The 25,020-nt window shown below is 64.7% G+C and carries 25 protein-coding genes; 9 read left to right on the top strand and 16 right to left on the bottom strand.

What is annotated here, in order from left to right:
• Positions 1-17: 17 nt before the first annotated feature.
• A complete protein-coding gene (locus A9D13_RS17455; RefSeq protein ID WP_066776625.1) occupies positions 18-2,543 on the bottom strand; it encodes a membrane-bound PQQ-dependent dehydrogenase, glucose/quinate/shikimate family in 2,526 nt (841 codons plus the stop codon).
• 149 nt (positions 2,544-2,692) lie between these two features.
• Here A9D13_RS17455 and A9D13_RS17450 point away from each other — a divergent pair, with 149 nt between their 5' ends.
• Positions 2,693-2,974, top strand: a complete 282-nt coding sequence (locus A9D13_RS17450) for a hypothetical protein (protein WP_172808216.1) — start codon at positions 2,693-2,695, stop codon at positions 2,972-2,974.
• Between the two features lie 85 nt (positions 2,975-3,059).
• Here the strand turns inward: A9D13_RS17450 and A9D13_RS17445 are convergent, their stop codons facing one another.
• The 9 genes from A9D13_RS17445 to atpD are packed head-to-tail and all read right to left on the bottom strand — an operon-like array spanning position 3,060 to position 9,523.
• On the bottom strand, positions 3,060-3,896 hold the full coding sequence (locus A9D13_RS17445; RefSeq protein ID WP_066776620.1) for a F0F1 ATP synthase subunit gamma: 837 nt from the start codon (positions 3,894-3,896) through the stop codon (positions 3,060-3,062).
• Positions 3,889-5,469 (bottom strand): F0F1 ATP synthase subunit alpha, encoded by a 1,581-nt coding sequence (locus A9D13_RS17440; protein ID WP_229665299.1) that lies wholly within the window; start codon positions 5,467-5,469, stop codon positions 3,889-3,891. Before A9D13_RS17440 ends, A9D13_RS17445 begins: the two co-directional genes overlap by 8 nt.
• Complete coding sequence (locus A9D13_RS17435) at positions 5,408-6,148, bottom strand: F0F1 ATP synthase subunit delta (protein WP_066776615.1); 741 nt, start codon at positions 6,146-6,148, stop codon at positions 5,408-5,410. Before A9D13_RS17435 ends, A9D13_RS17440 begins: the two co-directional genes overlap by 62 nt.
• Before the next feature lie 14 nt (positions 6,149-6,162).
• Entirely contained in the window at positions 6,163-6,405 is a 243-nt protein-coding gene (locus A9D13_RS17430; protein WP_066776612.1) for a F0F1 ATP synthase subunit C, read from the bottom strand.
• Positions 6,396-7,103, bottom strand: coding sequence for a F0F1 ATP synthase subunit A (locus tag A9D13_RS17425; RefSeq protein ID WP_066776609.1), 708 nt, complete (start codon positions 7,101-7,103; stop codon positions 6,396-6,398). Before A9D13_RS17425 ends, A9D13_RS17430 begins: the two co-directional genes overlap by 10 nt.
• Positions 7,100-7,384, bottom strand: a complete 285-nt coding sequence (locus A9D13_RS17420; protein WP_066776606.1) for an N-ATPase subunit AtpR — start codon at positions 7,382-7,384, stop codon at positions 7,100-7,102. Before A9D13_RS17420 ends, A9D13_RS17425 begins: the two co-directional genes overlap by 4 nt.
• Complete coding sequence (locus tag A9D13_RS17415; protein ID WP_066776604.1) at positions 7,381-7,659, bottom strand: AtpZ/AtpI family protein; 279 nt, start codon at positions 7,657-7,659, stop codon at positions 7,381-7,383. The genes A9D13_RS17420 and A9D13_RS17415 overlap by 4 nt, the downstream gene beginning before the upstream one ends.
• Positions 7,656-8,117, bottom strand: coding sequence for a F0F1 ATP synthase subunit epsilon (locus A9D13_RS17410; RefSeq protein WP_066776601.1), 462 nt, complete (start codon positions 8,115-8,117; stop codon positions 7,656-7,658). The genes A9D13_RS17415 and A9D13_RS17410 overlap by 4 nt, the downstream gene beginning before the upstream one ends.
• Complete coding sequence (atpD, locus tag A9D13_RS17405; protein WP_156522147.1) at positions 8,114-9,523, bottom strand: F0F1 ATP synthase subunit beta; 1,410 nt, start codon at positions 9,521-9,523, stop codon at positions 8,114-8,116. The genes A9D13_RS17410 and atpD overlap by 4 nt, the downstream gene beginning before the upstream one ends.
• A gap of 168 nt (positions 9,524-9,691) precedes the next feature.
• Here atpD and A9D13_RS17400 point away from each other — a divergent pair, with 168 nt between their 5' ends.
• The 3 genes from A9D13_RS17400 (at position 9,692) to A9D13_RS17390 (ending at position 12,012) form a co-directional block, all read left to right on the top strand.
• A complete protein-coding gene (locus tag A9D13_RS17400) occupies positions 9,692-10,327 on the top strand; it encodes a CPBP family intramembrane glutamic endopeptidase (protein WP_066776590.1) in 636 nt (211 codons plus the stop codon).
• A 76-nt stretch (positions 10,328-10,403) separates the two neighbouring features.
• Positions 10,404-11,039, top strand: a complete 636-nt coding sequence (locus A9D13_RS17395) for a CPBP family intramembrane glutamic endopeptidase (RefSeq protein WP_066776587.1) — start codon at positions 10,404-10,406, stop codon at positions 11,037-11,039.
• Positions 11,040-11,058: 19 nt separating this feature from the next.
• A complete protein-coding gene (locus A9D13_RS17390) occupies positions 11,059-12,012 on the top strand; it encodes an NAD(P)H-dependent flavin oxidoreductase (protein ID WP_066776815.1) in 954 nt (317 codons plus the stop codon).
• Here the strand turns inward: A9D13_RS17390 and A9D13_RS17385 are convergent.
• From A9D13_RS17385 to murI, 3 genes are all read right to left on the bottom strand, one after another.
• Positions 12,009-12,413, bottom strand: coding sequence for a putative quinol monooxygenase (locus tag A9D13_RS17385; protein ID WP_216635518.1), 405 nt, complete (start codon positions 12,411-12,413; stop codon positions 12,009-12,011). The two genes, A9D13_RS17390 and A9D13_RS17385, sit on opposite strands and share 4 nt — an antisense overlap.
• A gap of 8 nt (positions 12,414-12,421) precedes the next feature.
• On the bottom strand, positions 12,422-13,642 hold the full coding sequence (gene hemA, locus A9D13_RS17380; protein ID WP_066776584.1) for a 5-aminolevulinate synthase: 1,221 nt from the start codon (positions 13,640-13,642) through the stop codon (positions 12,422-12,424).
• A 245-nt stretch (positions 13,643-13,887) separates the two neighbouring features.
• A complete protein-coding gene (gene murI, locus A9D13_RS17375; protein ID WP_066776579.1) occupies positions 13,888-14,700 on the bottom strand; it encodes a glutamate racemase in 813 nt (270 codons plus the stop codon).
• A gap of 129 nt (positions 14,701-14,829) precedes the next feature.
• On the opposite strand from murI, the gene plsY reads away from it, so the two are divergent.
• From plsY to A9D13_RS17355, 4 genes are all read left to right on the top strand, one after another.
• Positions 14,830-15,417, top strand: coding sequence for a glycerol-3-phosphate 1-O-acyltransferase PlsY (gene plsY, locus A9D13_RS17370; RefSeq protein ID WP_066776577.1), 588 nt, complete (start codon positions 14,830-14,832; stop codon positions 15,415-15,417).
• Positions 15,418-15,447: 30 nt separating this feature from the next.
• Positions 15,448-16,545: a DNA-processing protein DprA gene (gene dprA, locus A9D13_RS17365; protein WP_066776575.1), complete on the top strand. Its 1,098-nt coding sequence runs from the start codon at positions 15,448-15,450 to the stop codon at positions 16,543-16,545.
• Between the two features lie 109 nt (positions 16,546-16,654).
• On the top strand, positions 16,655-19,267 hold the full coding sequence (topA, locus tag A9D13_RS17360) for a type I DNA topoisomerase (RefSeq protein WP_066776573.1): 2,613 nt from the start codon (positions 16,655-16,657) through the stop codon (positions 19,265-19,267).
• A gap of 186 nt (positions 19,268-19,453) precedes the next feature.
• Positions 19,454-20,812 carry an MFS transporter gene (locus A9D13_RS17355; protein WP_229665301.1) on the top strand — a complete coding sequence of 453 codons (1,359 nt, stop codon included), beginning with the start codon at positions 19,454-19,456 and terminating at the stop codon, positions 20,810-20,812.
• A gap of 4 nt (positions 20,813-20,816) precedes the next feature.
• Here A9D13_RS17355 and era read toward each other — a convergent pair whose 3' ends face one another.
• From era to lepB, 3 genes are read right to left on the bottom strand one after another with little or no spacing between them, the layout of a single operon-like run.
• On the bottom strand, positions 20,817-21,764 hold the full coding sequence (gene era / locus A9D13_RS17350; RefSeq protein WP_066776566.1) for a GTPase Era: 948 nt from the start codon (positions 21,762-21,764) through the stop codon (positions 20,817-20,819).
• The gene (gene rnc / locus A9D13_RS17345; protein WP_066776563.1) at positions 21,757-22,446 is read right to left on the bottom strand and encodes a ribonuclease III; all 690 of its coding nucleotides are present in this window, start codon (positions 22,444-22,446) and stop codon (positions 21,757-21,759) included. Before rnc ends, era begins: the two co-directional genes overlap by 8 nt.
• On the bottom strand, positions 22,446-23,336 hold the full coding sequence (gene lepB / locus A9D13_RS17340; RefSeq protein ID WP_082922525.1) for a signal peptidase I: 891 nt from the start codon (positions 23,334-23,336) through the stop codon (positions 22,446-22,448). The genes rnc and lepB overlap by 1 nt, the downstream gene beginning before the upstream one ends.
• A gap of 134 nt (positions 23,337-23,470) precedes the next feature.
• Here lepB and pgi point away from each other — a divergent pair, with 134 nt between their 5' ends.
• Positions 23,471-25,009: a glucose-6-phosphate isomerase gene (gene pgi / locus A9D13_RS17335; RefSeq protein WP_066776560.1), complete on the top strand. Its 1,539-nt coding sequence runs from the start codon at positions 23,471-23,473 to the stop codon at positions 25,007-25,009.
• Positions 25,010-25,020: the final 11 nt, after the last annotated feature.

Genomic DNA, 25,020 nt, shown 5'->3' with positions numbered 1-25,020 from the left:
GCCATTACAGCCTGCGATCAGCTGGGAAGCGCGTAGGCCACCACCTCGTCGCTGACGGGCGTTTCCATGAAATGGTGCCCACCGGCATAGATGACGAGATATTCCTTGCCGTTCTCTTCATAGATCATCGGCGTTGCCTGACCGCCGCCCGGCAGGGTGTCGGTCCACACGGTCTTGCCGGTCTTCATGTCGATGGCGCGGATCAGATCGTCCGTTGCCGCCGCGATGAAGATCAGCCCGCTCTTCGTGATCACCGCGCCGCCGTTGTTGGGCGTGCCGATGGTAAAGGGCAAGTGGCTGGCGATGCCGAACGGACCGTTCTTGCGCGCGGTGCCGATCGGGCGGTCCCAGATGGTCTTGCCCGTGGCGATGTCGATGGCGCGGATGCCGCCATAGGGGGGCTCCTTGCACAGCATGCCGGTAAAGGGCAGGCGCCAGCCGGCATTCACGTCCACGGCATAGGGCGTGTTGGCCTGCGGATCGCCCGCGCCTTCGCCGCCGCTGCCGCCGATCTTGCCGCCCGACTGGTCACGCGGTTCCCAGCCCAGCGCGTCGGCAACCTTACGGGGCACCAGCTTCACGTAATTGGGCATGTCGTTGTAATTGGCGATGATCACGCCGCGCTCAGGATCGATCGCCACGCTGCCCCAGTCGGACCCGCCATTATAACCGGGATATTCGATGGAACGCTGCTTGTCGGTGGGGGGCGTGAAGAAGCCCTTGTACGATGCCTGGCGATACTGGATGCGGCAGACCATCTGGTCGATGGGGGACATGCCCCACATGTCCTTTTCGGTCAGGTCGGCCTTACGCAGCGTGTGCCACAAAGACACTTTCTGCGTGGTGGCGCGTTCGCCCGGCTCGACACCGATAGCGGGCACCTTGATCGTGCCGACAGGCGTCAGCGGCTCGCCCGTGCGGCGGTCGAGGATGTAGATGTCGCCCTGTTTGGACGGCACCACGAGAGCGGGCACCATGCCGTTTTTCGTCGGGAAATCGATCAGCGAAGCCTGGCTGCCGAAGTCATAGTCCCAGACGTCGTTCCTGACGGCCTGGAAATGCCATGCTGGTTTGCCCGTCTTTACGTCCAGCGCGACGATGGAGGTGGCGTATTCATTCTCCACCGGGGTGCGCAGGCCGGAGTAATAATCGGCGGATGAATTGCCCATCGGAAGATAGACAAGGCCCAGCTTCTCATCGCCAGAGGCCATGGTCCACATATTGGGCGTGCCGCGCGACCACGTCTGTCCCTCGGGCGGAGCCTTCGTCCATTCCGGGTGCATCATGTCCCACGCCCAGACAAGTTCGCCCGTCTTGACGTCATAGCCGCGGATCACGCCCGACGGGGCCCAGCGATCCTGACCGTCGGTGACCTGATGGCCGGTGACGATCACGCCGTCGATGATGGCGGGCGGCGAGTTGATCGAGACCCAGCCAGCCGGGGTTTCGCCCATGCCGTCCTTGGTATCGATCTCGCCGTTATCGCCGAAATCGCCGCAACGCTTGCCGGTGTCGGCATCGATCTCGAACATGCGCGCATCGAGCGTCCCGAACACGATGCGGCGCGTACAATCGGGATTGCTGCTGCGGCTGGGGGCAGCCATCAGCTCCGCCGCTTCCTTGGGCGTGGCGGGATAGTCGGCGAGCTTGAAATTCGCGTCCGTCATGCCCTTGGGCACGGTCGTCTGCGATGCGGTCTGCGTACCGCCCGCGCTTCCGTCGTAATAGCTGACGCCGCGGCAGGCCGCGGTATAGGGGATGGCGTTATCCGGCACCTGCGGGTCGAAACGCCACTTCTCCTCGCCCGTCGCTGGGTCATAGGCCAGCACGATATCCTTGGGCGTGCAGACGTAAAGCGTATCGCCGATCTTCAGCGGAGTGTTCTCCGCCCCATAGGTGCCCTTGGCTGCGTCAGACGGCATGTCGCCCGTGTGGACGGTCCATGCGCGCTCCAGCGACGAGACATTGGTGGGGGTGATCTGCGTCAGCGGGGAATAGCGCTGCCCTGCGAATGACCCGCCATATTGCGGCCAGTCCTGCCCCGCGGTGTGGAGCGAGGGGTCGGTCATCGCCATGCGCTCACCCGGCAGGTCGCGATAAAGCGGCGGGCGGTCGAGATTGGCGACGACGGTGAACATTATGGCCAGCGCGGCCACGGCAACGCCGCTGGTCAATGTGGCCCCGCGCCAGCGATGGTCCGACTTTTTCAACGCCGCCATCGAATAGAGCACCGGGATCAGCAGCACGGCCGGCGCGACAATGCGCGGCACGAGCGCCCAGACATCAATGCCCGATTCCCAGAAAGCCCAGAGCACTGTAAGCGCGAAAATGGCGATATACAGCCAGCCCCCGCTTCGCTTGCCCATCATGAGCAAACCGCCCGATACGACCATGGCCGCCCCGGTAATCAGATAATAGGGCGAACCGCCCAGCGAAGCGAGCCAGACACCGCCGACAAGCAGCACGAGCCCGATAAGCGCAAGGACAAGGCCCGTGGCTATGGCAAGCCAGGACCGCGAAAGAAAACGAGATTGGGATTTCATTTCCGCAAAACCTTTAAGGGAGAGGTTGCGGCCCCGGAGACGGGTATCGGCGGGGTCGATAGGTTGGGGGGTGTGATGCCTGTCCAATGGACTATCCGGTACAAGGTTCCGAAACTTCACGGTAAAGCGTGCAAGCGAAGTTGCGCGAAATGCAAGTCGGATCAGCCGGTGCCCCGTCCCGAATTAACCGCATCGAACGCTGCAGGGACATGATGGATTGCGAATATCGCCCGCAGTTCCATTTCGACTGGGTGGAAAGCGGCGGCCCCGAAGTAAGCGAGCCGACCAAGCACGGCTTTGGCCAGCGCACGATCCACGCGGGGTTCTCTTCGGCTTTCGACGGCATGATAGAGATGGAATATCCCTTCGAAGGCTTTCGCCTGTCGCTGATCGCGCCGCGTTCGGTCAGGCCGGGCTTTATTGTGAACTGACTTCACCCCCTTGCGAATGAACCGGCAAGGAAATCGCAGCGGAAGGCGCGTCGCCCCTTGGCCGAACCGTCAGGCCACCGGACCGTCAGCCCAATTGCCCCGCGGCAAGTTCGATGACCTCTTCGGTGATTTCGGACTGGCGCATGATGCGCTCGGCGGCGGCCAGTTCCTCCAGCCGCGCATCGACGTGGCTGCGGGCCGCGATCATCGCCCGCATGCGCTCGGCGTTCTCTGCCGCGAAGGAGAGGGTGAGCGCCTCGCAGATTTCGGCAAAGACATATTCTTCCGATAATTGCCGCAGCAGTTCCATCGGCGGGATCTGCGTCAACGGCGCCGTTTCGCCATGATGCAGAGGGAAGCGGGAAAAATCGAATGGGACCAATGTGCGTTCGACGATGGCGATGCCGCTTTCCTCTTGCTGGACCGCATGAACAAGAGCGATTTCGGAGATCCCGCCCCGTGCGACGCGGGCGAAAAGCGCATCGGTCAGCCGATTGGCAAGCGTATCCAGCTGATCGGCATGACCTGCCATGGGGGCCGACCACGCGATGTCCTGCCCCATTTCCTCTGCCGGAACAAAGCCCCGGCTGCCGAGGAGAAACAGCAGGTCCCCATCCTGGGCGGCAACATCGGCGCGTTCGAGCACGCGATGGTTGAAGTTGCCGACGAAACCCTGTTCGGCGCATATGGCGATCACCAGCCGGAGGCCGCCGCTCTCGCCTGCTGGTGCGGTTTCGCCGGGCAGGGCAAGCACCCGGCTGATCGCCTGCCCGATGGTGGCCGCGTAATCGGCGATGCCCTGTAAACGGCCCTGCGCTTCTACGGTGCGGGCGGCGGCAATGCCGCGCATGGCGGTCACCACCGATGACAGCTGCCGCACGCTGGCGATACTGCGTTCAAGGGTCGCCAGGCGTTCAGCCATCGCCCGATCCCGCTGCCAATGTCTGAATCGCCGCCACCAGCTTTGTGCTTTGCGCATCGTCCAGCTTTTCGCCCGCGTCGATGGCTTTGCAGATTTCGGGCAATTGCGCGCGTACGGCTTTGTCGCATGCCGCTTTCAGAGCCGGAATGGCTTCAACCGGCAGCGCATCCAGCGCCCCTTCGTTCAGCGCGGCAAGCAGAGCGACCTGCCCCGCCGTGCCTATGGCGGCGAACCGGTCCTGCCTCAGCACCGCGCGGATGCGCTGCCCGCGATTCAGCACCGGGCGGAAGCGTTTTTCCGAAATGCCGCCAAAGCGCGTGAACATCTCCAGCTCAAGGAATTGCGCGTAATCGAGCCGGATGCGCCCTGCCACCTGCCGCAGGGCGGGCCTCTGCGCCTTGCCGCCGACGCGGCTGACCGAAAGGCCGACATCGACGGCAGGGCGCTGGTTCGCGGCAAAGAGCTTCGCATCCAGCACGATCTGTCCGTCGGTGATCGAGATCAGATTGGTCGGGATATAGGCCGACAGGTTCCCCGCATCGGTCTCTGCAATGGGCAGCGCGGTCAGCGACCCGCCGCCACGTTCGGCGGATAATTGCCCCGCGCGTTCCAGCATGCGGGCGTGGAGATAGAAAATGTCGCCGGGATAGGCCTCTCGCCCCGGCGGTTCGCGCATCAACAGGGAAAGTTCGCGGTGGGTCGCGGCGTGTTTCGTCATGTCGTCGATGACGATCAGCGCATGGCCGCCGCTGTCCCTGAAATATTCCGCGATGGAAAAGCCGGCGAATGGCGCGATCCATTGCAGCCCGGCGGGCGCGGCGGCAGATGCGACGACGAAGATGCAGCGTTCGACCGCACCATGTTTGCGCACCGCCTCGATCGCGCGTTCGACAGCGGATGCGCGCTGGCCGACAGCGACATAGACGCAGGTGATGTCGCTTTTGGACTGGTTGCAGATCGCATCAATGGCGAGCGAGGTCTTGCCCGTTGATCGGTCCCCGACGATCAGTTCGCGCTGTCCGCGGCCCAGCGCGAACAGCGCATCCATCGCCAGCACGCCGGTTTCGACCGGCCGGGAAACGAGGTCGCGCTCGATGATCGCGGGGGATGCGCGCTCGATCGGCCAGTGTTCGGCGGCTGCGATGTCGCCCTTGTCGTCAAGCGGGCGGCCAAGCGGATCAACGATGCGGCCCATGAGGGCGGGGCCGACAGGCACGCGCACGACCGCACCGGTGCCGGTGACGCGGGTGCCTGCCTCCAGCCCCTGCGGTTCGTCCAGCAGCACCGCGTTCAGCGCGTCCTCCTCCAGCGCGAGGGCAAGGCCGAGTTGCCCGCTTTCGAACCGTACCAGCGCATCGAGGCGGACTTCGGGAAGGCCCGCGATGCGCACGATTCCATCGGCCAGTTGCACGACCTCGCCATAGCTGGCGGTGCTGGCTCCGGCAGGGGTGGCCTCTACCCGGCGGCGCGCGTTTTCCAGCCAGCCGTCGGATCCGGTGGGGAGGGGCGCTTCAGCCGTCATCGCGGTCCAGTTCTGCCGCGACCCGCTCCAGATCGGCGCGCAGGCTGGCATCCACGACCACGCGCCCGGCATCCAGCCGCAGGCCCGCAATCAGCGCCTTATCGACTGCGATGCTAAAGGCGACGCTGCGCCCCGCCGCCTTGTCGATCGCGGCGCGAACCCTGGCCAGCTCGGCTTCGCTCAATGTATGGGCACTGGTGAGAACGGCAGGGCGAGCCGGTGCGGCAAGCGCGGCTTTTTCCTCCTCTTCGAGCGCGGCGATGGCGATGGTCATCCGGGTCAGGAAGGCAGTCGGCGGGAGTTTGCCGGCCGGTTCGCGCAGCAGCTTTGCCGCGATGTCGCCCGCCAGCAGGTTCGCGGCATGGTGCAGACGCTGCGCTTCCTCCTCACTGGCGCGCTGCATCGCGGTCTCTGCCTCGGCCCTGCGCGCATCGGTCTCTGCCTTCGCGCTGGCAAGGATCTCGGCTTTCTGCGCCTCGGCTTCCGCTTGCGCCTTGCCTGCAATGGCGGCGTGTTCGGCGGCCGCGGCGCGGCGCTCATCCTCGGCCCGTTTCAGCGCATCTGTTGCTTCCTGCTTTTTCGCGGCGGCATCGCCCAGCAGCTCATCGGCCTGCTGCTGGCGGCTGGCGATCATCGCGGCAATCGGGCGGAACAGGAAGCGCGACAGCAGCCACAACAGGACCAGCAGGTTCACCAGCTGCAGTCCCAGTGTCCACCAGTCGATCTGCACCCCCCGCGCGCCCTTTATTGCACGAAGGGATTGGCGAAGAGCACCAGCAGCGCGACGACGAGGCAATAGATCGCGGTCGTCTCGATCATCGCAAGGCCCACGAACAAAGTGCGCGACAACGTGCCCGCCGCATCGGGCTGGCGCGCGATCGCGTCCATGGCGGCAGCGACGGACTTCCCCTCGGCCAGCGCGGGGCCCAGCGCGCCGAAAGAGACCGCCAGCGCGGCGGCGATGATGCTGATCTGCTCTATGGGCATGGGTTGGCTTGCTCCCTGGGCGGTTCGGTTCGTGAACCGCCTTCCGACACGGCGGCCGCGATGAAGACGCTGGCAAGCGTCGCGAAGATATAGGCCTGCACGGCCCCCGTCAGCAGGTCGAGCGCCATCAAAGGGATCGGCACCAAGAGGCCCGCAAGGGTCAGGACGATGCCGATCACGAAAACCCCGCTCATGATATTGCCGAACAGCCGGACGATGAGGGAGAAGCTACGCGTTATCTGTTCGAGAACATTGACCGGGATCATGATCCACGTTGGCTGCGCGAAAGTTTTCAGATAGCCCGCGACGCCATTGGCGCGGATGCCGAACCAGATCGTCGCCGCCAGCACGATCAGCGCCAATGCGGCATCGGTTTCGAGATGCGCCGTCGGCGGCTCGGCGCCCGGCACCAGCGACGTCCAGTTCGCGATCAGGATAAAGAGCAGGATCGTGCCGATCAGCGCGCGATAGGGTGCGGGATCGCGCTGCATCACGTCGCGCAGCTGGCTGTCTATGGCCGAAACGATCAGTTCCAGCGCCGCCTGCAGCTTGCCGGGGCGTAGCTGCAATCGCCGCGTCACCAAAAGCGATCCAGCGACCATCAGCGCCATGATCGCCCATGTCGTCACCACCGTTTCGCTGATCGGCGCGGGGCCGATATGGAACAAGGTCCGGGCGACGAGGGGCGAATTGGTCACGGCTGGCGCGCCCTTTCCCGGCGCAGGATGATCTGCCGCGCTATCACCAGCCCCGCGACAAAGGCCAGCAGCACCGGTATCCCGATACGCATCAGCACGAACAAGACCCCGATCAACAGACCCAGCCGCAGCAATTGCAGCGCCGCCCCGCGCACGACATTCCCGCCAAGGTAATCCGCCGTCACCCGCCGCAGCGAGGCGAAGAAGGCGAGGCCGATCAGCAAGCCCCCCGCCAGAGACAACGGCAATTGCCAGAGATATTCGACAGTCTCAGCGCTCATAAACCCCGGTGCATCCATTTCCAGCCCGACCACAGGCCCAGCCCCGTTCCTGCCATCAAGAGCGCCGCCGTCAAGGTGATCCCCGTGCCTGCGCGCCCGTCGAGCCAGCGCCCCGCCGCCAGCGCCAGCAGCATGGGCGCGACGATGACCCAGCCCAGCACCCCGATCTGCCCCAGCCGCGATCCCAGCGATGGTTCGGGTTCGGCCAGGCCCTGTTCGCGCAGGCGCGCCTCCTCCCTTGCGGCATGGGCAAGGCGATCGCGTTTGCCGTTCACGATGCATCCTCCGCAGCGAAGGAATCGGACAAGCCGTGGCCACCGGGGCCGCGAGCGGGCGAGAGGAAATGCACGATCTGGCGCACTGCCTGCGCGTGGAGGCGCATCTGTGCGGTACGGGCGGCGCGGTCGGAATCTTCGGCGCCCGCCTGATGCGCGACGATTTCGCTCTCCAGATCCTCGATCCGCTGTCCCGGCAATGCCTCGCGGCAGGCGATGGCGAGGCGCTTCCCGCCCGACATGGTGAGCACGCCGCCGCGCACGGCGCAAAACCCGGTCTCGCCATCGACTGCGCGCCAGCTTACGACCGAGGCGGGGAGCACCGTCATCAGATCCGCATGGCCCGGGCGGATACCGAAACTGCCGCTGGCATCGCGGGCGCGGACGGCGATGATGTCGCCCCGCGCCAATGCGATCCGTCCCGGCGTCACGATCTCAATCTGGAAGCTGCCGGTCATGCGGCCTCCTTCGAAGCGGCCTTCTCGCGCGCCTCCTCCAGCGTGCCGATCATGAAGAAATCGGCTTCCTCCATGTCGTCGCAGTCGCCATCCAGAATGGCGCGGCAGCCTTTCAGCGTGTCCTCCAGATCGACGAAGCGGCCTTTCATGCCGGTAAAACCCTCGGTCACGGCGAAAGGCTGGGTAAGGAAACGCTGCAATTTGCGCGCGCGGCCCACGATTCCGCGGTCGTCCCGGCCCAGTTCCTCCATGCCGAGGAGGGAGATCACGTCCTGCAATTCGCGGTAATGCTCGATGGCTTTCCTGACGTCGATGGCGGTGCGGATATGGTCGGCGCTGACGAAGGCGGGATCGAGCAGCACGGAGGAGGAGGCGATCGGGTCGATGGCGGGATAAAGCCCCTCTGCCGCCATGGAGCGCGAGAGCACGACCATCGAATCGACATGGGCGGCAATGGTCGTGACGGCGGGGTCGGTGAAGTCGTCGGCTGGCACATAGACCGCCTGGATCGCGGTGATCGCCGCATCGCCAACCGAAGCGATCCGCTCCTGAATCGAGGCGACTTCGCTGGCCAGCGTGGGCTGATGGCCGACGCGGGAGGGGAGGCGGCCCAAGAGCCCCGAAACTTCTGCTCCTGCCTGCACGAAGCGGAAGAGATTATCCATCATCAGAAGCACGTTGCGCTGCTGCTCGTCACGGAAATGTTCGGCGATGGAAAGCGCGCTCATCGGCACGCGCCAGCGCGCGCCGGGCGGCTCGTTCATCTGGCCATAGACCAGCACCGTGTTGTCGAGCACGCCAGAACCGCGCATTTCGCCCAACATCTCGTGCCCTTCGCGGGTGCGTTCGCCCACGCCTGCAAAGACCGAGATCCCTTTATAGCGGTGCACCATGGCGTGGATCAGTTCCATCACCAGCACGGTCTTGCCAACGCCCGCGCCGCCGAACATCGCGGCCTTGCTGCCATGGGCCAAAGGGGTGAGGAGGTCGATGACCTTGATGCCGGTGTGGAACATCTCCCCATGCCCTGCCTGCCGGGCAAGGCTGGGCGGATCGTGGTGGATCGCCCGGCGCGGCACGTCTGCGGGAAGGGCGGGGCCGGTATCGCCCGTATTGCCTGTCACGTCGAGCAGGCGGCCGAGCACCGCATCGCCCACCGGCACGGTGATCGGCCCGCCGGGGGCCAGCGCGCTTTCGCCCCGTCGCAGCCCGCTGGTCGGCTGGAGCGCGATGCAGCGCACCGTGTCTAAATCGCGATGGGCCTGAACCTCGGCAATGACGGGATGGTCGCTGCCATCGGCAAGCACGATTGCATCGTCAATGGCCGGAAGGGCACCGTCTTTGAAGCGCACGTCCACCACCGCGCCGCGAACGGCGATGATCCTGCCCTTCAGGGGCGTTGTCATGATCGCTTCATCGCCAGCCATTCGCACCCGCACCGACTGTCGTGACCCACTGGCATGAAGCCTATGCTGCGCGTGCGTGTCCGTCCAGCGGACAAATTGACCCGGTGCCGCGATGATCTGCGGCGGCGCTAACTTTCCATTAGCCATGCGCGCGCTATGCCATCGCGCATGAGTTCTGCCGCATCCCTGCCTGCCCGCCAGTGGCTTCCAGCCATCGTCTGCCTGTCTCCGCTGGTCCCGGCGATCCTGATGCCGGGCACGGGCATTCTGATCTCGATCCTGATCCTTGTCGTGGCTCTGGCGCTGTTCAAATCGGCGCGTGCGGCGACATTGGCGATGGTCTGGAAAAAACCGTGGCTGTCGATCCTTGTCGGCATGGTCATGGGCGGATTGCTGGCGGTCGGCACGGCAGAAGTGATGCGCCCGCTGATCGAGGGGTGGCTGGGCACTAATGTCGATACCAGCGGCCTTGACGCGGTGGCGGGCAATATCGGCATCGCCATCTTTACCACGGTCATCGCGCTGGCCAGCGCGGCGATAGAGGAAGTGCTGTTCCGCGGTTTCGTCATCGGCTGGGGCGCGAAGATATTCGGCAAAGGCGCGGTGCCGCTGCTGATCGTGATCTCGTCCGCCTCATTCGGGATGGCGCATGCCTATGGGCTGTCAGGCGCGGTGGTAACGGGGCTGATCGGGCTGGCGCTTGCCGTGCTGTATCAGCTGTGCGGGCGGCGACTGCTGCCGTGCATCGCGGCGCATATGATGTTCAACCTGATCGGCTCTGTCGCGCTCTATTACGCCAGTTGAGCTTTACCTCCCGCGTTGCCGGGCGCATGATCCTTTTACGGGTCGGCACGGAAACGGACTGGAGGGGGATCGATCCATGCGCCATTCTACAGGCGAACTGGGCAAGCGGGCGCTATGGGCGCTGCCGCTATTGGCGCCCTTGCTGATCTCTGGCATCGGCGCGCTGTTTTCGGTCGCCATCGTCGTCATCGCCATATTCACCGTGAAAAGCGCCTATGCGCCGACCATGGCGCTGGTGTGGCGTGGCTGGGGGCCTTCGCTGGCGCTGGGCGCGGCGGTCGGCGTTGCAACGGCGCTGGGGTTCGCGTTGCTGGTCGACCCTGTCCTATCCGCAGTTACCGGAGAGCCGGTCGATCTATCCAGCTTTGCCGCGGTGGAGGGGAACCTGCCCAACTATCTCGTCCTGCTGGCCATCGGGCTATTGTTCGGCGGCATTGCGGAAGAGCTTGTTTTTCGCGGCTTTGTCATCGGCTGGGGCGCGGAACTATTCGGCAAACCCATGGCGCTGCCGCTGGCGATCGTGTCGGCCTGTGTTTTCGGGCTGGCGCATATGTACCAGGGGTGGACCGGCGTTATTTCGACCGGGCTTGTCGGGCTGATCTTCGGTGTGCTTTACGTGGCCTGCGGGCGCAGGCTGCTGCCGGCCATCATGGCGCACGCGACGAATAACTTCATCGGCGTGACCGCGATCTATCTTGGGATCGGGCTCTGACCGATCCGGGAGAATGAATTTGAGCCTGCCTGACTGGCTGCACGACCGTTTGCAGTTGCCCGCGATTGCCGCCCCCATGTTCATCATCTCGCAGCCCGATCTCGTGCTGGCGCAGTGCCGCGCCGGGATCGTCGGCTCGTTTCCTTCGCTGAATGCGCGGGGGGAGGGCGTGTTCGAAAGCTGGCTGCAGCGCCTTCAGGCCGAACTGACGGAAGAAGACGCGCCCTTTGCCGTCAACCTGATCGTTCACCGCAGCAATCCCCGGCTGGAGGAGGACCTTGCGCTTTGCGTGAAATACAAGGTGCCCATCGTCATCAGCTCTTTGGGCGCGCGTGAAGAGGTGAACGAGGCGGTCCATTCCTATGGCGGGCTGGTGCTGCATGACGTGATCAATGACATGTTCGCGCGAAAGGCCATCGCCAAGGGAGCCGACGGGCTGATCGCCGTCGCGGCGGGCGCAGGGGGCCATGCGGGCACGATTTCGCCCTTTGCGCTGATCAGCGAGATCCGCGAATGGTTCGACGGGCCGCTGGCCTTGTCGGGCGCGATCGCCAATGGCGACTCCATCCTCGCCGCGCAGGCGATGGGGGCCGATGTCGCCTATATCGGCAGCGCCTTTATCGCGACGAGCGAGGCGGTGGCGACCGATCCCTATAAGCAGATGATCGTCGATAGCGGGGCGGGCGATATCGTCTATTCGAACCTCTTCACGGGCGTGCACGGCAATTATCTGCGCGGCTCGATCGTGAATGCGGGGATGGACCCGGATGCGCTGCCCGAGGCCGACGGCGGCTTGTCGCTGGCATCGGGCAAGGAGGGCGGCAATGCGCTGTCTGACGCCAAGGCATGGAAGGACATCTGGGGCAGCGGGCAGGGCATCGGCGCGGTGCGCGCGGTGGTCCCGGCTGCCGAACGGATCGCGCAATTCAAGGCGGAATACGATGCGGCGAAGGCGCGGGTCTGCGCGGGTTAGGGTAGCCCGTTGCCGCCCAGCGGCTGGGTTCGCGCGATCTGCTCCATACCCGCAACCAGTAGGCGGCCACGGGCGATGGCGTCCTGCACCGATGGCAGCGAAAGCGAGGCGGCGTGGGCGGCCTCGTCGGTCCAGACCTCGGTGATCCACAGCGCATCGGCATCGGCTGGATCATTTGCGACGATATAGGAGAGATTGCCGGGCATTTCGCGCAGCCCTTCGAGCAGGATCGCGGCAAGATCGTCGCGCCTGCCAGCGGCGGCAATGAATTTTCCGATAAGGCCGAACATCGCGTTCTCCTGCCGGGCGACGCTTTCACCGGCTGGCCCGAATGCCCGTGCGACACCGGGGCCAAGCGCGGCGGCGGCGAGCAGGCCGATGAAACTGCGCCTGCCAGCCATGCCGAGCGTCAGGCAGCCTTGCGTAGCTCCAGCTCCAGCCGATCCCAGATCTCGACCAGCGCCTGGACCAGTTCGGTCATCATTCCCTGGGTGTGCGCAGGTCCGGGGGTAAAGCGCAGGCGCTCTGTCCCGCGGGGCACGGTGGGATAATTGATGGGCTGAACATAGACGCCATATTCGGCGAGCAGGATGTCGGCGATCTTTTTCGCGCGCACCGGATCGCCCACCATCAGCGGTACGATATGGGTGGTGCTGTCCATGACCGGCAGACCCGCATTGCGCATCGCAGCCTTCAGGAAAGCGGCCGATTCCTGCTGCGCCTCACGCTCCACGCTCGACGATTTGAGGTGGCGGACCGAAGCCAGCACACCCGCGACCAGCACGGGCGAGAGCGAAGTGGTGAAGATGAAGCCCGGCGCATAGGAGCGCACGCAATCGATGATGCGCTTGTCCGCCGCGATATAGCCGCCCATCACGCCGAACGCCTTGCCCAGCGTGCCTTCGATGATGTCGATGCGGTGGGCCGCGTCATCGCGTTCGGAAATGCCGCCGCCGCGCGCGCCATACATGCCGACCGCGTGCACCTCGTCGATATAGGTGAGCGCATTGTATTTTTCGGCGAGGTCGCAGATCGCGTGGATCGGGGCGATGTCGCCGTCCATCGAATAAACGCTTTCGAACGCGATCAGCTTGGGCGTTTCGGGCGCTTCGGCTGCCAGCAGCTCTTCCAGATGCTCGATGTCGTTATGGCGCCACACGCGCTTTTCGCAGCCTGAATTGCGGATGCCTGCGATCATGGAGGCGTGGTTGAGTTCGTCCGAAAAGATCACGCAGCCCGGCAGCAGCTTGCCCAGCGTGGTGAGCGTCGTGTCGTTCGACACGTAACCGCTGGTGAAAAGCAGTGCGCCTTCCTTGCCGTGAAGATCGGCCAGCTCGCCTTCGAGGTCGACGTGGTAATGGGTGTTGCCGCCGATATTGCGGGTGCCGCCCGACCCTGCGCCGACGTCATGCAGCGCCTCTTCCATCGCCTCGATCACCTTGGGGTGCTGGCCCATGGCGAGATAATCGTTGGAGCACCAGACGGTGATCGGCTTCGGCCCGTTATGCCCGGCAAAGCAGCGTGCGTTGGGGTATGCGCCCTTGTTACGCAGGATGTCGATGAAGACGCGGTAGCGGCCCTCCGTATGGAGCCGGTCGATCGCCTGGTCGAAAATCTGGTCGTAATTCACTGTGCTGCAACTCGCCTGTTCACCTGTCCGTCGCTGGACCCGTCCAGGTCCCCTATTGCGGCGGTGAGGCTGTTCACGCATTGCGCCAGATCAATTTGGCGCGCTGCGTCTTACCAAATCCCCTCCCCGGATTGCTTGTCCGGGATGTATATGGGCACCCCCTACTGCATCGAAAGGGGGCTTGCAAAGCAAGATTGCCGATTACAGTCCCAAAGTATTACGATCAAACCCGGTCGATGCTGAAATCACAGAATTTCCATGCGTGACAGGCCGCGCGCCTCCAGCGCCGGGCGGAGCGAGGCGAGCTTGTCGTCAGCCCTTGTGAACAGCGCGATGTCGCCTGCGCTGCGGATCATGGCTTGCCCCTGAGTCAGAAAGGCAATGCGCCGCGCGATCCCTGCTGCCCCGTCGATCTGGCGGGCACCGGGGAAGTGTTCGGCAAGTTCTTCCGACAGCAGCGGGAAGTGCGTGCAGGCCAGCACCAGCGTGTCGATATTTTCCGCGCCGGCCATCGCCTTCATCGCCGCAGCAGTATCGGCAATCACCCCCGCATCGGGCGTGCCCCCGCGCAATTTCGCCTCTGCCGCCGCGACAAGACCGGGCGCGGCAAGGCGCAGGAGATGCTTGTCGGCGGCAAACTCCGCCTCCAGCCGGTCGACATAGGCCTGCCGGATGGTCGCACCGGTACCGATCAGGCCGATTGTGCCGGTTCTGGTGATTTCGGCGGCAGGCTTGATGGCAGGCACGGTGCCGACGATCGGGATGTTCAGGACATCGCGCACCATGCCCAGCGCAATGGTGCTGGCGGTATTGCAGGCGATGCAGGCAAGGCGCGGGCGGAACCGTTCGGCCATCCGCCCCAGCAGCCCCGCGACACGCGCGGCGATCTCCGCCTCGCTCTTTTCGCCATAGGGCAGGCCAGCATTGTCGGCGGCATAGATCACCGGAGCATCGGGTAGTTCGCGGCGCAGCGCGTCAAGCACGGTGAGCCCGCCGACGCCTGAATCGAACACCAGAATGGGCGCGTCCGCTGCGGGAGGGGGGCTGCTGTTTGCCATGGAGAAGCGGACATGCGGCACCGCGCGATCCGATGCAAGCGGTGGAGGGCGCGATATAAACCGCTCTCGCATGCTTGAGCGCGCAACAGTGAGCGGCTAACGGCATAGCTGCTTTTTGGGAGACGCTTCGTGACCACCACCGACCTGCTGCTGGCGCTGATCGCCGGATATGTGCTGGGCTCGATTCCCTTTGGCGTGATCCTGACCCGCATGGCAGGGGCAGGCAATCTGCACGAGATCGGATCGGGCGGAACCGGCGCGACCAATGTGCTGCGCACGGGGCGCAAGGGTCTGGCGGCGGCGACGCTGCTGCTCGATCTTTTCAAGGGCGTGGTCGCGGTGCTGCTGGCCCGCGCGATCTGGCCGGGGCTGGAAGAATGGGCCGGGCTTGCCGCCATTGTCGGGCACTGCTTCCCGATCTGGCTGAAGCTTCGCGGCGGCAAGGGCGTGGCGACGCTGATGGGCGTGGCGCTGGGGCTGGCATGGCCTATCGGGCTGGTGTTCGCGGTGGTGTGGATCGGCATGCTCGCCATCACGCGCATTTCGAGCGCGGGCGGGATGAGTGCTTCGGTCGCGGCCCCCATTGCGGCCTATCAGCTGGGCTATCAGGATTATGCACTGGCGCTTGCCATCATGGCGCTGGTGGTGCTGTGGCGGCACCGGCAGAATATCGGGCGGCTTTTGAACGGTACGGAGCCAAAGGTCGGCAAGAAGTAGAATTTCAGAATAAGGGTCGCACCTCACTCCATGCATATTTCCCAGGAAGAGGCTTTTGCCCGCATCCGCCTGCTGCGCTCGCCCCATGTCGGGCCGGTGACGTTTCACCAGATGCTGGCGCGCTGCGGCAATGCGGTGGCCGCGCTGGAGGTCTTGCCCGAAATGGCGTCGCGTGGCGGCGGCAAGGGGCAGGTGGCCAGCCGCGACCGGGTGAGCGAGGAAATCGCCAATGTTCGTGCGGCAGGGGCGCGTTACCTGTTTCATGACGATCCGGCCTATCCCGCCTTGCTGGCAGAGATGGGCAATGCGCCGCCAATCCTGACCTATCGCGGCGATCTGGCGCATCTGGACAAGCCGGCCATCGCGATCGTCGGCGCGCGCAACGCCTCTGCCGCTGCCGTGTCGCTGGCGCGCGAGTTCGGGCGCGATCTGGCGGAGCAGGGGCGGCTGGTGGTGTCGGGCCTTGCGCGGGGCATCGACGCGGGCGCGCATGAAGGCGCTCTGGAAGCGGGCGGCGCGACCGTCGGCGTGATCGCCAGCGGCATCGACATCGCCTATCCGCCCGACCACGCCGATCTGCAGGAGCGGATGGCGGACGAAGGTCTGGTGCTTGCCGAACAGATCCCCGGCACCCAGCCGCAGGCGCGGCATTTCCCGGCCCGCAATCGCATCATCGCAGGGCTATGCGCTGGAACGCTGGTGGTGGAAGCCGCGCCCAAGTCCGGCAGCCTGATCACCGCGCGCATCGCGGCAGAGGCGGGGCGCGAGGTCATGGCGGTGCCGGGCAATCCGCGCGACGCGCGGGCGAGGGGGTGCAACTACCTCATCCGCGAAGGGGCGGTGCTGGTGCAATCGGCAGAGGATGTGGCCGAACTCCTCGACAGCTTCACCGGATCGCCGCGCAGCCGTTTCCGCGAAGAGGCTGCGGTGTTCCAGCATCTGGAGCCCGAGATGGACGAAGAACCCGCGCCCGACATCGCCGACATGCTTTCGGCAGCGCCCGTGGCCATCGACGAACTCATCCGCGCCAGCGGTGCCAGCGCCTCTGCGGTGCAGCTCGCGCTCTTGGAACTGGAGCTGGCCGGAAGGCTGGAACGTCATGCAGGCGGGCGGGTTTCGCTTGCCTAAAGCGCCTTAACCGGCTTGACGGGGGCCGATCCCGGTCCCCACTTTCGCGCGTATACGTGTAAGGGGCGGCAAATAACGGCCAGCCCGCATCAGGAAATTTTGGTAAAACATGCAACTCGTCATCGTCGAATCGCCCGCCAAGGCGAAGACCATCGAGAAATATCTCGGCTCCGACTACAAGGTCCTCGCAAGCTATGGCCATGTCCGCGACCTTCCGCCCAAGGATGGTTCGGTCAAGCCTGACGAAGGCTTCGCCATGGACTGGGAGCTTTATGGCGACAAGCAGAAGCAGGTGCGCGCCATCGCCGATGCGGCCAAGACCGCCGACCGCCTGATCCTCGCCACTGACCCTGACCGCGAAGGGGAAGCGATCAGCTGGCACGTTCTGGAACTGCTGAAAAAGCGCCGCGCCCTGCCCAAGGATGTCGAGCGCGTCACCTTCAACGCGATCACCAAGGCGGCGGTGACCGATGCGATGAAGAAGCCGCGCGATCTGGATCGCGACCTGATCGACGCCTATCTCGCCCGCCGCGCGCTGGATTACCTGTTCGGTTTCACCCTCTCGCCCGTGCTGTGGCGCAAGCTGCCCGGCGCGAAATCGGCAGGCCGCGTGCAGTCTGTCGCGCTGCGCCTGATCGTCGAGCGCGAGCGCGAGATCGAGAGTTTCACGCCGGAGGAATACTGGTCCGTCCTTGCCAAGATGGAGCATGACGGCACCGGCTTCGACGCGCGCCTCGTCAAGTTCGATGGCAAGAAGCTGGAGCGCCTGACCCTTGGCGACGAAGGCATCGCCATGCGCGCCAAGGCCGCGGTGGAGGCGGGCGCCTTTACCGTCGAGCAGGTCGACACCAAGCCGCTGAAGCGCAACCCCGCACCGCCGTTCACCACCTCCACCCTGCAGCAGGAAGCCGCGCGCAAGCTTGGCTATTCGGCCTCCCACACCATGCGTCTGGCGCAAGGCCTGTACGAGCAGGGCGCGATCACCTATATGCGTACCGATGGCGTGCAGATGGACGGCAGCGCCATTTCCGCCGCGCGCAAGGCGATCAGCGAACGCTATGACGGGCATTACCTGCCCGAAAAGCCGCGCCAGTATCAGACCAAGGCGAAGAACGCGCAGGAAGCGCATGAAGCGATCCGCCCGACCGATTTCTACAAGCAGCGCGCCGGCAGCGCCGATGCGGCGAAGCTCTATGACCTAATCTACAAACGGGCACTGGCCAGCCAGATGGCTGCCGCCAGCCTTGAGCGGACCACCGTCACCATGCGCGACGGCACCGGCCAGCATGAGCTGCGCGCCACGGGCCAGGTCGTGAAATTTCCCGGCTTCCTCGCACTTTACGAGGAAGGGCTGGACCAGAAGAGCGACGACGACGACGAAGGCCTGCTGCCGCAGATGAAATCGGGCGACCGCCCCGCCAAGAAGTCGGTCGAGGCGAGCCAGCACTTCACCCAGCCGCCCCCGCGCTTTTCCGAAGCCAGCCTTGTGAAGCGCCTGGAAGAGTTGGGCATCGGCCGCCCCTCCACCTATGCCGCGACGCTGCAGGTGCTGAAGGACCGCAATTATGTGCGGACCGAAAAGAACCGCTTTTTCGCGGAAGATTCGGGCCGTCTGCTGACCGCCTTCCTCGAACGTTTCTTCGAACGCTATGTCGCCTATGACTTCACGGCGGGCATGGAAGAAGAGCTCGACGATGTCTCGGGCGGGCGTGCCGACTGGCATGCCGTGCTCGAAGCGTTCTGGCGCGATTTCAAGCCCAAGTCCGACGAGGTGATGGAGCAGAAGCCCTCTGACATCACCGTCGCGCTGGATGAATTCCTGTCCGACTATCTCTTCCCGCCGCGCGAAGACGGCCTGCCTGCGCGCGCCTGCCCGCAATGCATCGCCGACGGGCGCGAAGGGGGCGAACTGCACCTGCGCGGTGGCCGTGCGGGGCCGTTCATCGGCTGCGTCAACTATCCGGAATGCAAATACACCCGCCGCTTTGGCCAGACGGGCGAGGAAGCCGACGCGGATACCGAGATCGGCAAGCACCCCGATACCGGCCTGCCGATCGAACGGAAGACCGGACGTTTCGGACCCTATATCCAGATGGGCGAGGGGAAAGAGGCCGCGCGTGCCTCCATTCCCAAGGATATTCCCGAGCTGGATCTGGAATGGGCGGTGAAGCTGCTGTCGCTGCCGCGCATCGTGGGTGAGCACCCGGAGACGGGCAAGGAGATCGAGGCGAATATTGGCCGCTATGGCCCATATCTGCGCCACGACGGCAAATATGCAAAGCTGACCAGCACGGCCGATGTGTTCGACACCGGCATGAACGCCGCCGTTACGCTGCTGGCCGAAGCCGCCAACCGCAAGGGAGGGGCGCGGGCCAAGGCGGAGCCGCTGAAGGTCTTTGGCGAACATCCCACCAGCGGCGGCGAGATCAAGCTGCTGGCGGGCCGCTATGGCCCCTATGTCACCGATGGCACGACCAATGCGACGATCCCGCGCGACATGAAGCCCGAGGACGTGACCCAAGAAGACGCGATCCGCCTGATCGACGAGCGTGCGGCGAAGGGCCCGGCCAAGAAGAAGAAAAAGGCCGCGCCTAAGAAGAAGGCCGCCGCCAAGAAGGCGCCTGCGAAAAAGGCACCGGCCAAGAAGACACCAGCCAAGAAAACGGAGGCCAAGAAAACTGCAGCCTCAAAGGCTGGATCCGAGGATACCCAGGAGGCATGACCGGGCAGGAGCGGCGGAACCTTTCGCCGCTTCCGGCTTTGGAAGGCCATGCTGCGATTGCGAGACGATGGAGCGATGATGGACGATGGTCCTTCAGGCGCCGATGACGGGCCCGTGCCCGCACCGGGCGGGGCCAGGCCATCGGCGCATTCTCGGCCAGATCATGCCGAGGGCGAAGGCCTGCCCATGCCCCGGCGCATATGGGCCATCATCGCCGTAAGCTTTGGCACGGCGCTCTTCGTCGTCGATTCCACCATCGCCAATGTCGCCCTGCCGACGCTTTCGCGGGAGCTGAATGTCAGCGAAGGGGCGGTGACATCCGTCGTCACCATCTATCAGCTGGTCATGGTGATGGGCCTGCTGCCCTTTGCCAAGCTGGGCGACAGGGTGGGGCACAGGCGGATATACCAGACAGGGCAGGTGCTGTTCTGCCTGTCGTCCGCGCTGGTCTGGTTCATCGACAGCTTTCCCCTCCTGCTCGTCCTGCGCGCCATGCAGGCGCTGGGGGCAAGCCTTGCCCTGTCGGTCGCCTCGGCGATGATCCGCACGATCTATCCGGAAAAGAGCCTCGGTAGCGGGCTGGGCATCAACTCGGTGGTCGTCGCATCGAGCGCGGCGCTGGCGCCGACATTGGGCGGCTATATCGTCGCCAATCTCGACTGGCAGTGGGTGTTTGTCGCACCCGTGCCCTTTGCGCTGCTCTCATTGCTGATCGGGCGCAGTCTGCCCAATACCCGGCCCGGCGCCGATGTCGACTGGAAGGGCAGCATATGGAGTGCGGTTACCGTGGCCCTGCTGATCGGCGGCGTGCAGCTGGCAGCGCACGGCGGAACGCTCGCGGTGGGGATCGGTGCGGTGGCGCTGGGCATCGTGGCCGCGGTGTTCCTCGTCCGATATGCCCGGCAGCAGGATCGCCCGGTGCTGCCTGTCGACATCATGGCATTGCCGCTGGTCGGACTGTCCGCGCTGGCCGCGGCGGTGGCGTTTTGCGCGACGGGCCTGCTGACCGTGTCGCTGCCCTTTATTCTTGAACAAAAGCTGGGTTACACGCCTGATCAGGTCGGGCTGCTGATCCTGCCCTTGCCGCTGACCATGCTGATATTCGCGCCGTTCACCGGCTGGCTTTCCGATCGGATCGCGCCGACGAAACTGGGCCTGTTCGGCATCGCGGTGATGGTAACGGGCTTCGTCAGCTTCATCTTCCTGCCCAGTGATGGCGATTATTTCGCGGTCGCATGGCGGCTTGTCGCCTGCGCGGTGGGCTTTGCGTTTTTCATGCCGCCCAATTCGCGCCTGCTGATCGGCAGCGCCCCGCGCGAACGCGCTGCCGCCGCTGGCGGCTTGCTATCCACCTCGCGCCTGTTCGGTCAGGCGAATGCGGCAGCACTCGCGGGGCTGATGCTGGGGCTGGGAGTCGGGCTGGGGCCGGTGCCGTTTATCGTGGCGATCGTGCTGGCCCTGATTGCGGGTGGCTGTTCGCTCACCCGTTTTTTGACCGTCACGGCACAGCGGCGCACCGCCGCCTATGCCGAGACAGGCAACTGATCCGCTACTTCACCCAGTCGAGGCCGAGGACCTCGTAAAGCTCTTTGTCCTCGGCCCAGTTTTCCTGCACCTTCACATGCAGGAACAGGTGAACCTTTTGGCCCAATAGCTCCGAAAGCTCCTTGCGCGCGGCCTCTCCGATGGCCTTGATCTTCGCGCCGCGCTTACCCAGCACGATGGGCTTCTGGCTTTCGCGGCCCAGCACGATCTGCTGGCGAATCTCGACCGACCCGTCGGGCCGCTCGACATAGGCTTCGGGCCGGATCGCGCTGTCATAGGGCAGCTCTTCGCGTAGCTGCAGGTACAACTGCTCACGCGTGATTTCGGCGGCCAGCAGGCGCTGCGACGCGTCCGAAACCTGGTCTTCGGGGTAAAGCCATGGACCCACGGGCATCATTGCCGCCAGCTGCGCCTTAAGCTCTGCCACCCCGTCGCCCGTCAGCGCGGAGACGAAATAGATCTCGTCGAACTGGGCCTTTGCGGCCAGATCCTGCGCGAGGACGAGGAGCTGCTCCTTCTTCGCGGCATCGACCTTGTTGATGACCAGCAGCTTCTTTTCCGGGCGCTGGGCCAAGGTCTCGACCAGCGGTTCCAGCTCGTGACGGCGCAGCTTGATCGGATCGACCACCAGCATGATCGCATCGGCAGCCTCTGCCCCTTCCCATGCGGCGGAGACCATCGCGCGGTCCAGACGGCGGCGCGGTGCAAAGATGCCGGGCGTGTCGGCCAGCACGATCTGGACCGGGCGCTCCTCGGCATCCTCTGCCAGTGCGATGCCCAAAAGGCGCGCGCGCGTCGTCTGAGCCTTGGGGCTGGTAATCGCCACCTTTTGCCCGACCAGCGCATTGGTCAGCGTGGATTTGCCCGCATTGGGCGCGCCCAGCACGGCGACGACGCCGCAGCGGGTATTTTCTTCGCCCTCAATCCGGGGCAGTTCAATTTCGTCAGCCATGACGCTTTAAAAACCTTTCGGCGGCCTTTGTCTCGGCCTGTTGTTTGGAATCGCCCTCGCCGGTTTCCTCGCCGACGCCCTTGATCGACACGCGCACGGTAAAGCGCAGCGCGTGATCGGGGCCAGAACGTTCGACCAGCTCATATTCGGGCATCTTGCGGCGATTGCCGGCGGCCCATTCCTGAAGGGCGGATTTAGGGTGTTTCGATTGGCCGGCGCGGCCTTCGACCGCATCGCCCCACCAGCGGCGCACCATGGCGCGCGCGGCTTCGAAACCGTGCTCGATGAAACAGGCGCCGATGATCGCCTCGACCACGTCGCCCAGAATATTGTCGCTGTCGAGCCCGCCATCGGTGCGCGCCTGCTTGCCAAGGCGTATATGGTCTGGAAGCCCTATCTCGCGCGCGACGCGGGCGCAGGTGGCGCGGCTGACCAGCGCGTTCAAACGCTGCGATAGCTTGCCTTCGGCTGCGTCGGTCAGGTCATAGAGCCATTCGGCCACGGTCAGACCAAGCACCCGGTCGCCCAGAAATTCGAGGCGCTGGTAATCGAATTCCTCGCCGGTGCTGCCATGGGTGAGGGCCGAGAGCCACACGGTCTCGTCCTTGATGTCGTGGCCGGACTGCTTCGCGATCCACCCGCGCGTGTCGTCGCTCAGCCCGGTTTCGATGTTGTCTGCCATCAGAATCCCGAACCGATCCGGTCCCAGCGCGTGGCGGTGAACCAGGTCCACGGCTTGATCCAGCTCGACGCGCCGTCGGTAGAGAACATCATGACCTGCGCCTTGCCGACGAGGTTCTCCATGGGGACATAGCCGATGCCGCCGCCGACCTGCGCGGGGAAGCGGCTGTCCTGCGAATTGTCGCGGTTGTCGCCCATCATGAACACATGGTCTTCAGGCACGGTATAGACGCTGGTGTCGTCTTCCGGGCCGTCCATCAGGTCGAGCACGTTATAGCTGACATCATTGGGCAGGGTTTCGCGAAATTGCGGATAGCGGCATTCGCGTGTGCCATCGGCCGCCACGCTTTCGAACCGGAAGTCGACGCAGGGGCTGCCCCGGCCCGACGCGGCGGACGCATCGATCATGTTCTGCGTCACCGGAATGACGAAATCCTCGATCTTCTGCTTCGGCACGGCGGTGCCGTTGATGAAGAGCTGGCCCGCCTTCATCTGGATCTGGTCGCCCGGCAGGCCGATCACGCGCTTGATGTAATCCTGCTCCTGCGTCGGCGGGGCCTTGAAGATCGCGATGTCGCCGCGTTCGGGCGTGCTGCCAAGGATGCGGCCCGGGATCAGCGGCGCGGAAAAGGGCAGCGAATAGCGTGTGTACCCATAGCTCCATTTCGAAGCGAGCAAATAGTCGCCGATGAGCAGGCGCGGCAGCATCGATTCCGACGGGATGTTGAAGGGCGAAAAGACGAAGGAGCGAAACACGAACACCACCACCGCAAGCTTCAGAAGGAACAGCCAGAAGCTGTCCTCCTTCTTCTCTTTTTTCTTCCCGGTCGGCGGCGCCCGGAACGGGGAGCCATCCTTTGGGGTTTCGTCGGTCGATGGTGCAGTAGGCATGTAAGGTGTTTTCGCTTCTCGTCTCTGGTATCGCAGCGCGGCATAGGGCAGGAGAGGGCGAGCGGCCAAGTGAAACATTGCTGACCGACCGATCAATATCGACAAATACCATTACCGAAGGGACAAGATCACCCATGACCGACGCTGCCGCCATTCGCGACCGCCTCCTCACATTGCCGACCCCGACGCTGAAGGAGTTGTTCGAAGCCGACAGCGGCCGGCTGGATGCCTTGTCGGGCCGGATCGGCTGGGGCGAGGGCGAGACGGCGGGTTCGATCCTGTTCGACTGGTCGAAGACCCATCTCGACGATGCGTATCTTTCCGCGTTTGAGGATCTGGCCGCGGCCACGGATTTCGCAGGTCGGCGCGAAACGCTGCTTACCGGCGGCATCGCCAACCCGACCGAGGGGCGCGCAGCCGAGCATACCGCCCAGCGCGGCATCGGGGCAGAGGCCAGCGTCGAGGAAGCCGACGCGCTGCACCGCCGCATGGAACTGCTGGTGACCGCGATCCGCAATGGCGATCTGGGCGATATCAAGCACCTGATCCACGTCGGCATCGGCGGTTCGGCACTGGGCCCGGCCTGCGCTTTGGCCATGCTGGCGCGGCCGATCGACATGCCCGGCATTGACGTGCATGTGGTGTCCAACATCGATGGCTGCGCGCTGGAAGACGCGATGGAGGCCTGCGATCCGGCCACCACCATGATCGCGGTCGCGTCCAAGACCTTTACCACGACCGAGACCATGACCAACGCGACGAGCGCGTTGGACTGGCTGCGCGACAATGGCGTCTCGGATCCCTATGGCCGCGTCGTCGCGCTGACCGCTTCCCCCGAAAAGGCGGTGGAATGGGGCGTCGATGAAACCCGCGTCCTGCCCTTTTCGGAAAGCGTGGGCGGGCGTTATTCGCTGTGGAGCTCGATCGGTTTTCCCGTCGCCATGGCCGTGGGCTGGGAAGAGTTTGAGGCGATGCTGGCGGGCGCGCAGGCGGTCGACGTGCATTTCCGTGACACCGATGGCCGCGCCAATCTGTGCCTTCGCGCCGCCTTTGCCGACCAGCTCTACACCCGCCTTCGCGGCGCGCAGACCCGCGCGGTCTTCGCCTATGATGAGCGGCTGAAGCTGTTCCCCGACTATCTCCAGCAGCTGGAGATGGAATCGAACGGCAAGCTGGTCACGCTGGATGGCGAGGCGGTCGATGGGCCGACCGCGCCGATCACATGGGGCGGGGTGGGCACCGATGCGCAGCACGCGGTGTTTCAGCTGCTGCACCAGGGCACGGTGCTGGTGCCGGTCGACTTCATCGCCAGCATCGCAGCGGGCGATGACCTTCAGCCCGATCACCACCGTATCCTGCTGACGAACTGCTTTGCACAGGGCGCGGCGCTGATGGCGGGCAAGCAAAGCGACGATCCGGCGCGCTGCTATCCCGGCAACCGCCCCAGCGCGACCATGCTGTGCGACGACCTCGATGCACCGGCGCTGGGCGCGCTGATCGCCTTTCATGAACATCGCACGTTCTGCAATGCGGTGCTGATGGGCATCAATCCGTTCGACCAGTTCGGCGTGGAACTGGGCAAGGAAATCGCCAAGTCTATCGAAAGCGGACAGGGCGATCCCTTCGACCCGAGCACCGAGGCCTTGCTGGAAGCGGCTGGTCTGAAGGGCTGAGGTAAGAAGCG

Source organism: Croceicoccus mobilis (genome assembly GCF_001661965.1).
Lineage (GTDB): Bacteria > Pseudomonadota > Alphaproteobacteria > Sphingomonadales > Sphingomonadaceae > Croceicoccus > Croceicoccus mobilis.
The sequence above is the reverse complement of the archived record's forward strand: the minus strand, read 5'-3'. Positions and strand labels throughout refer to the sequence as shown.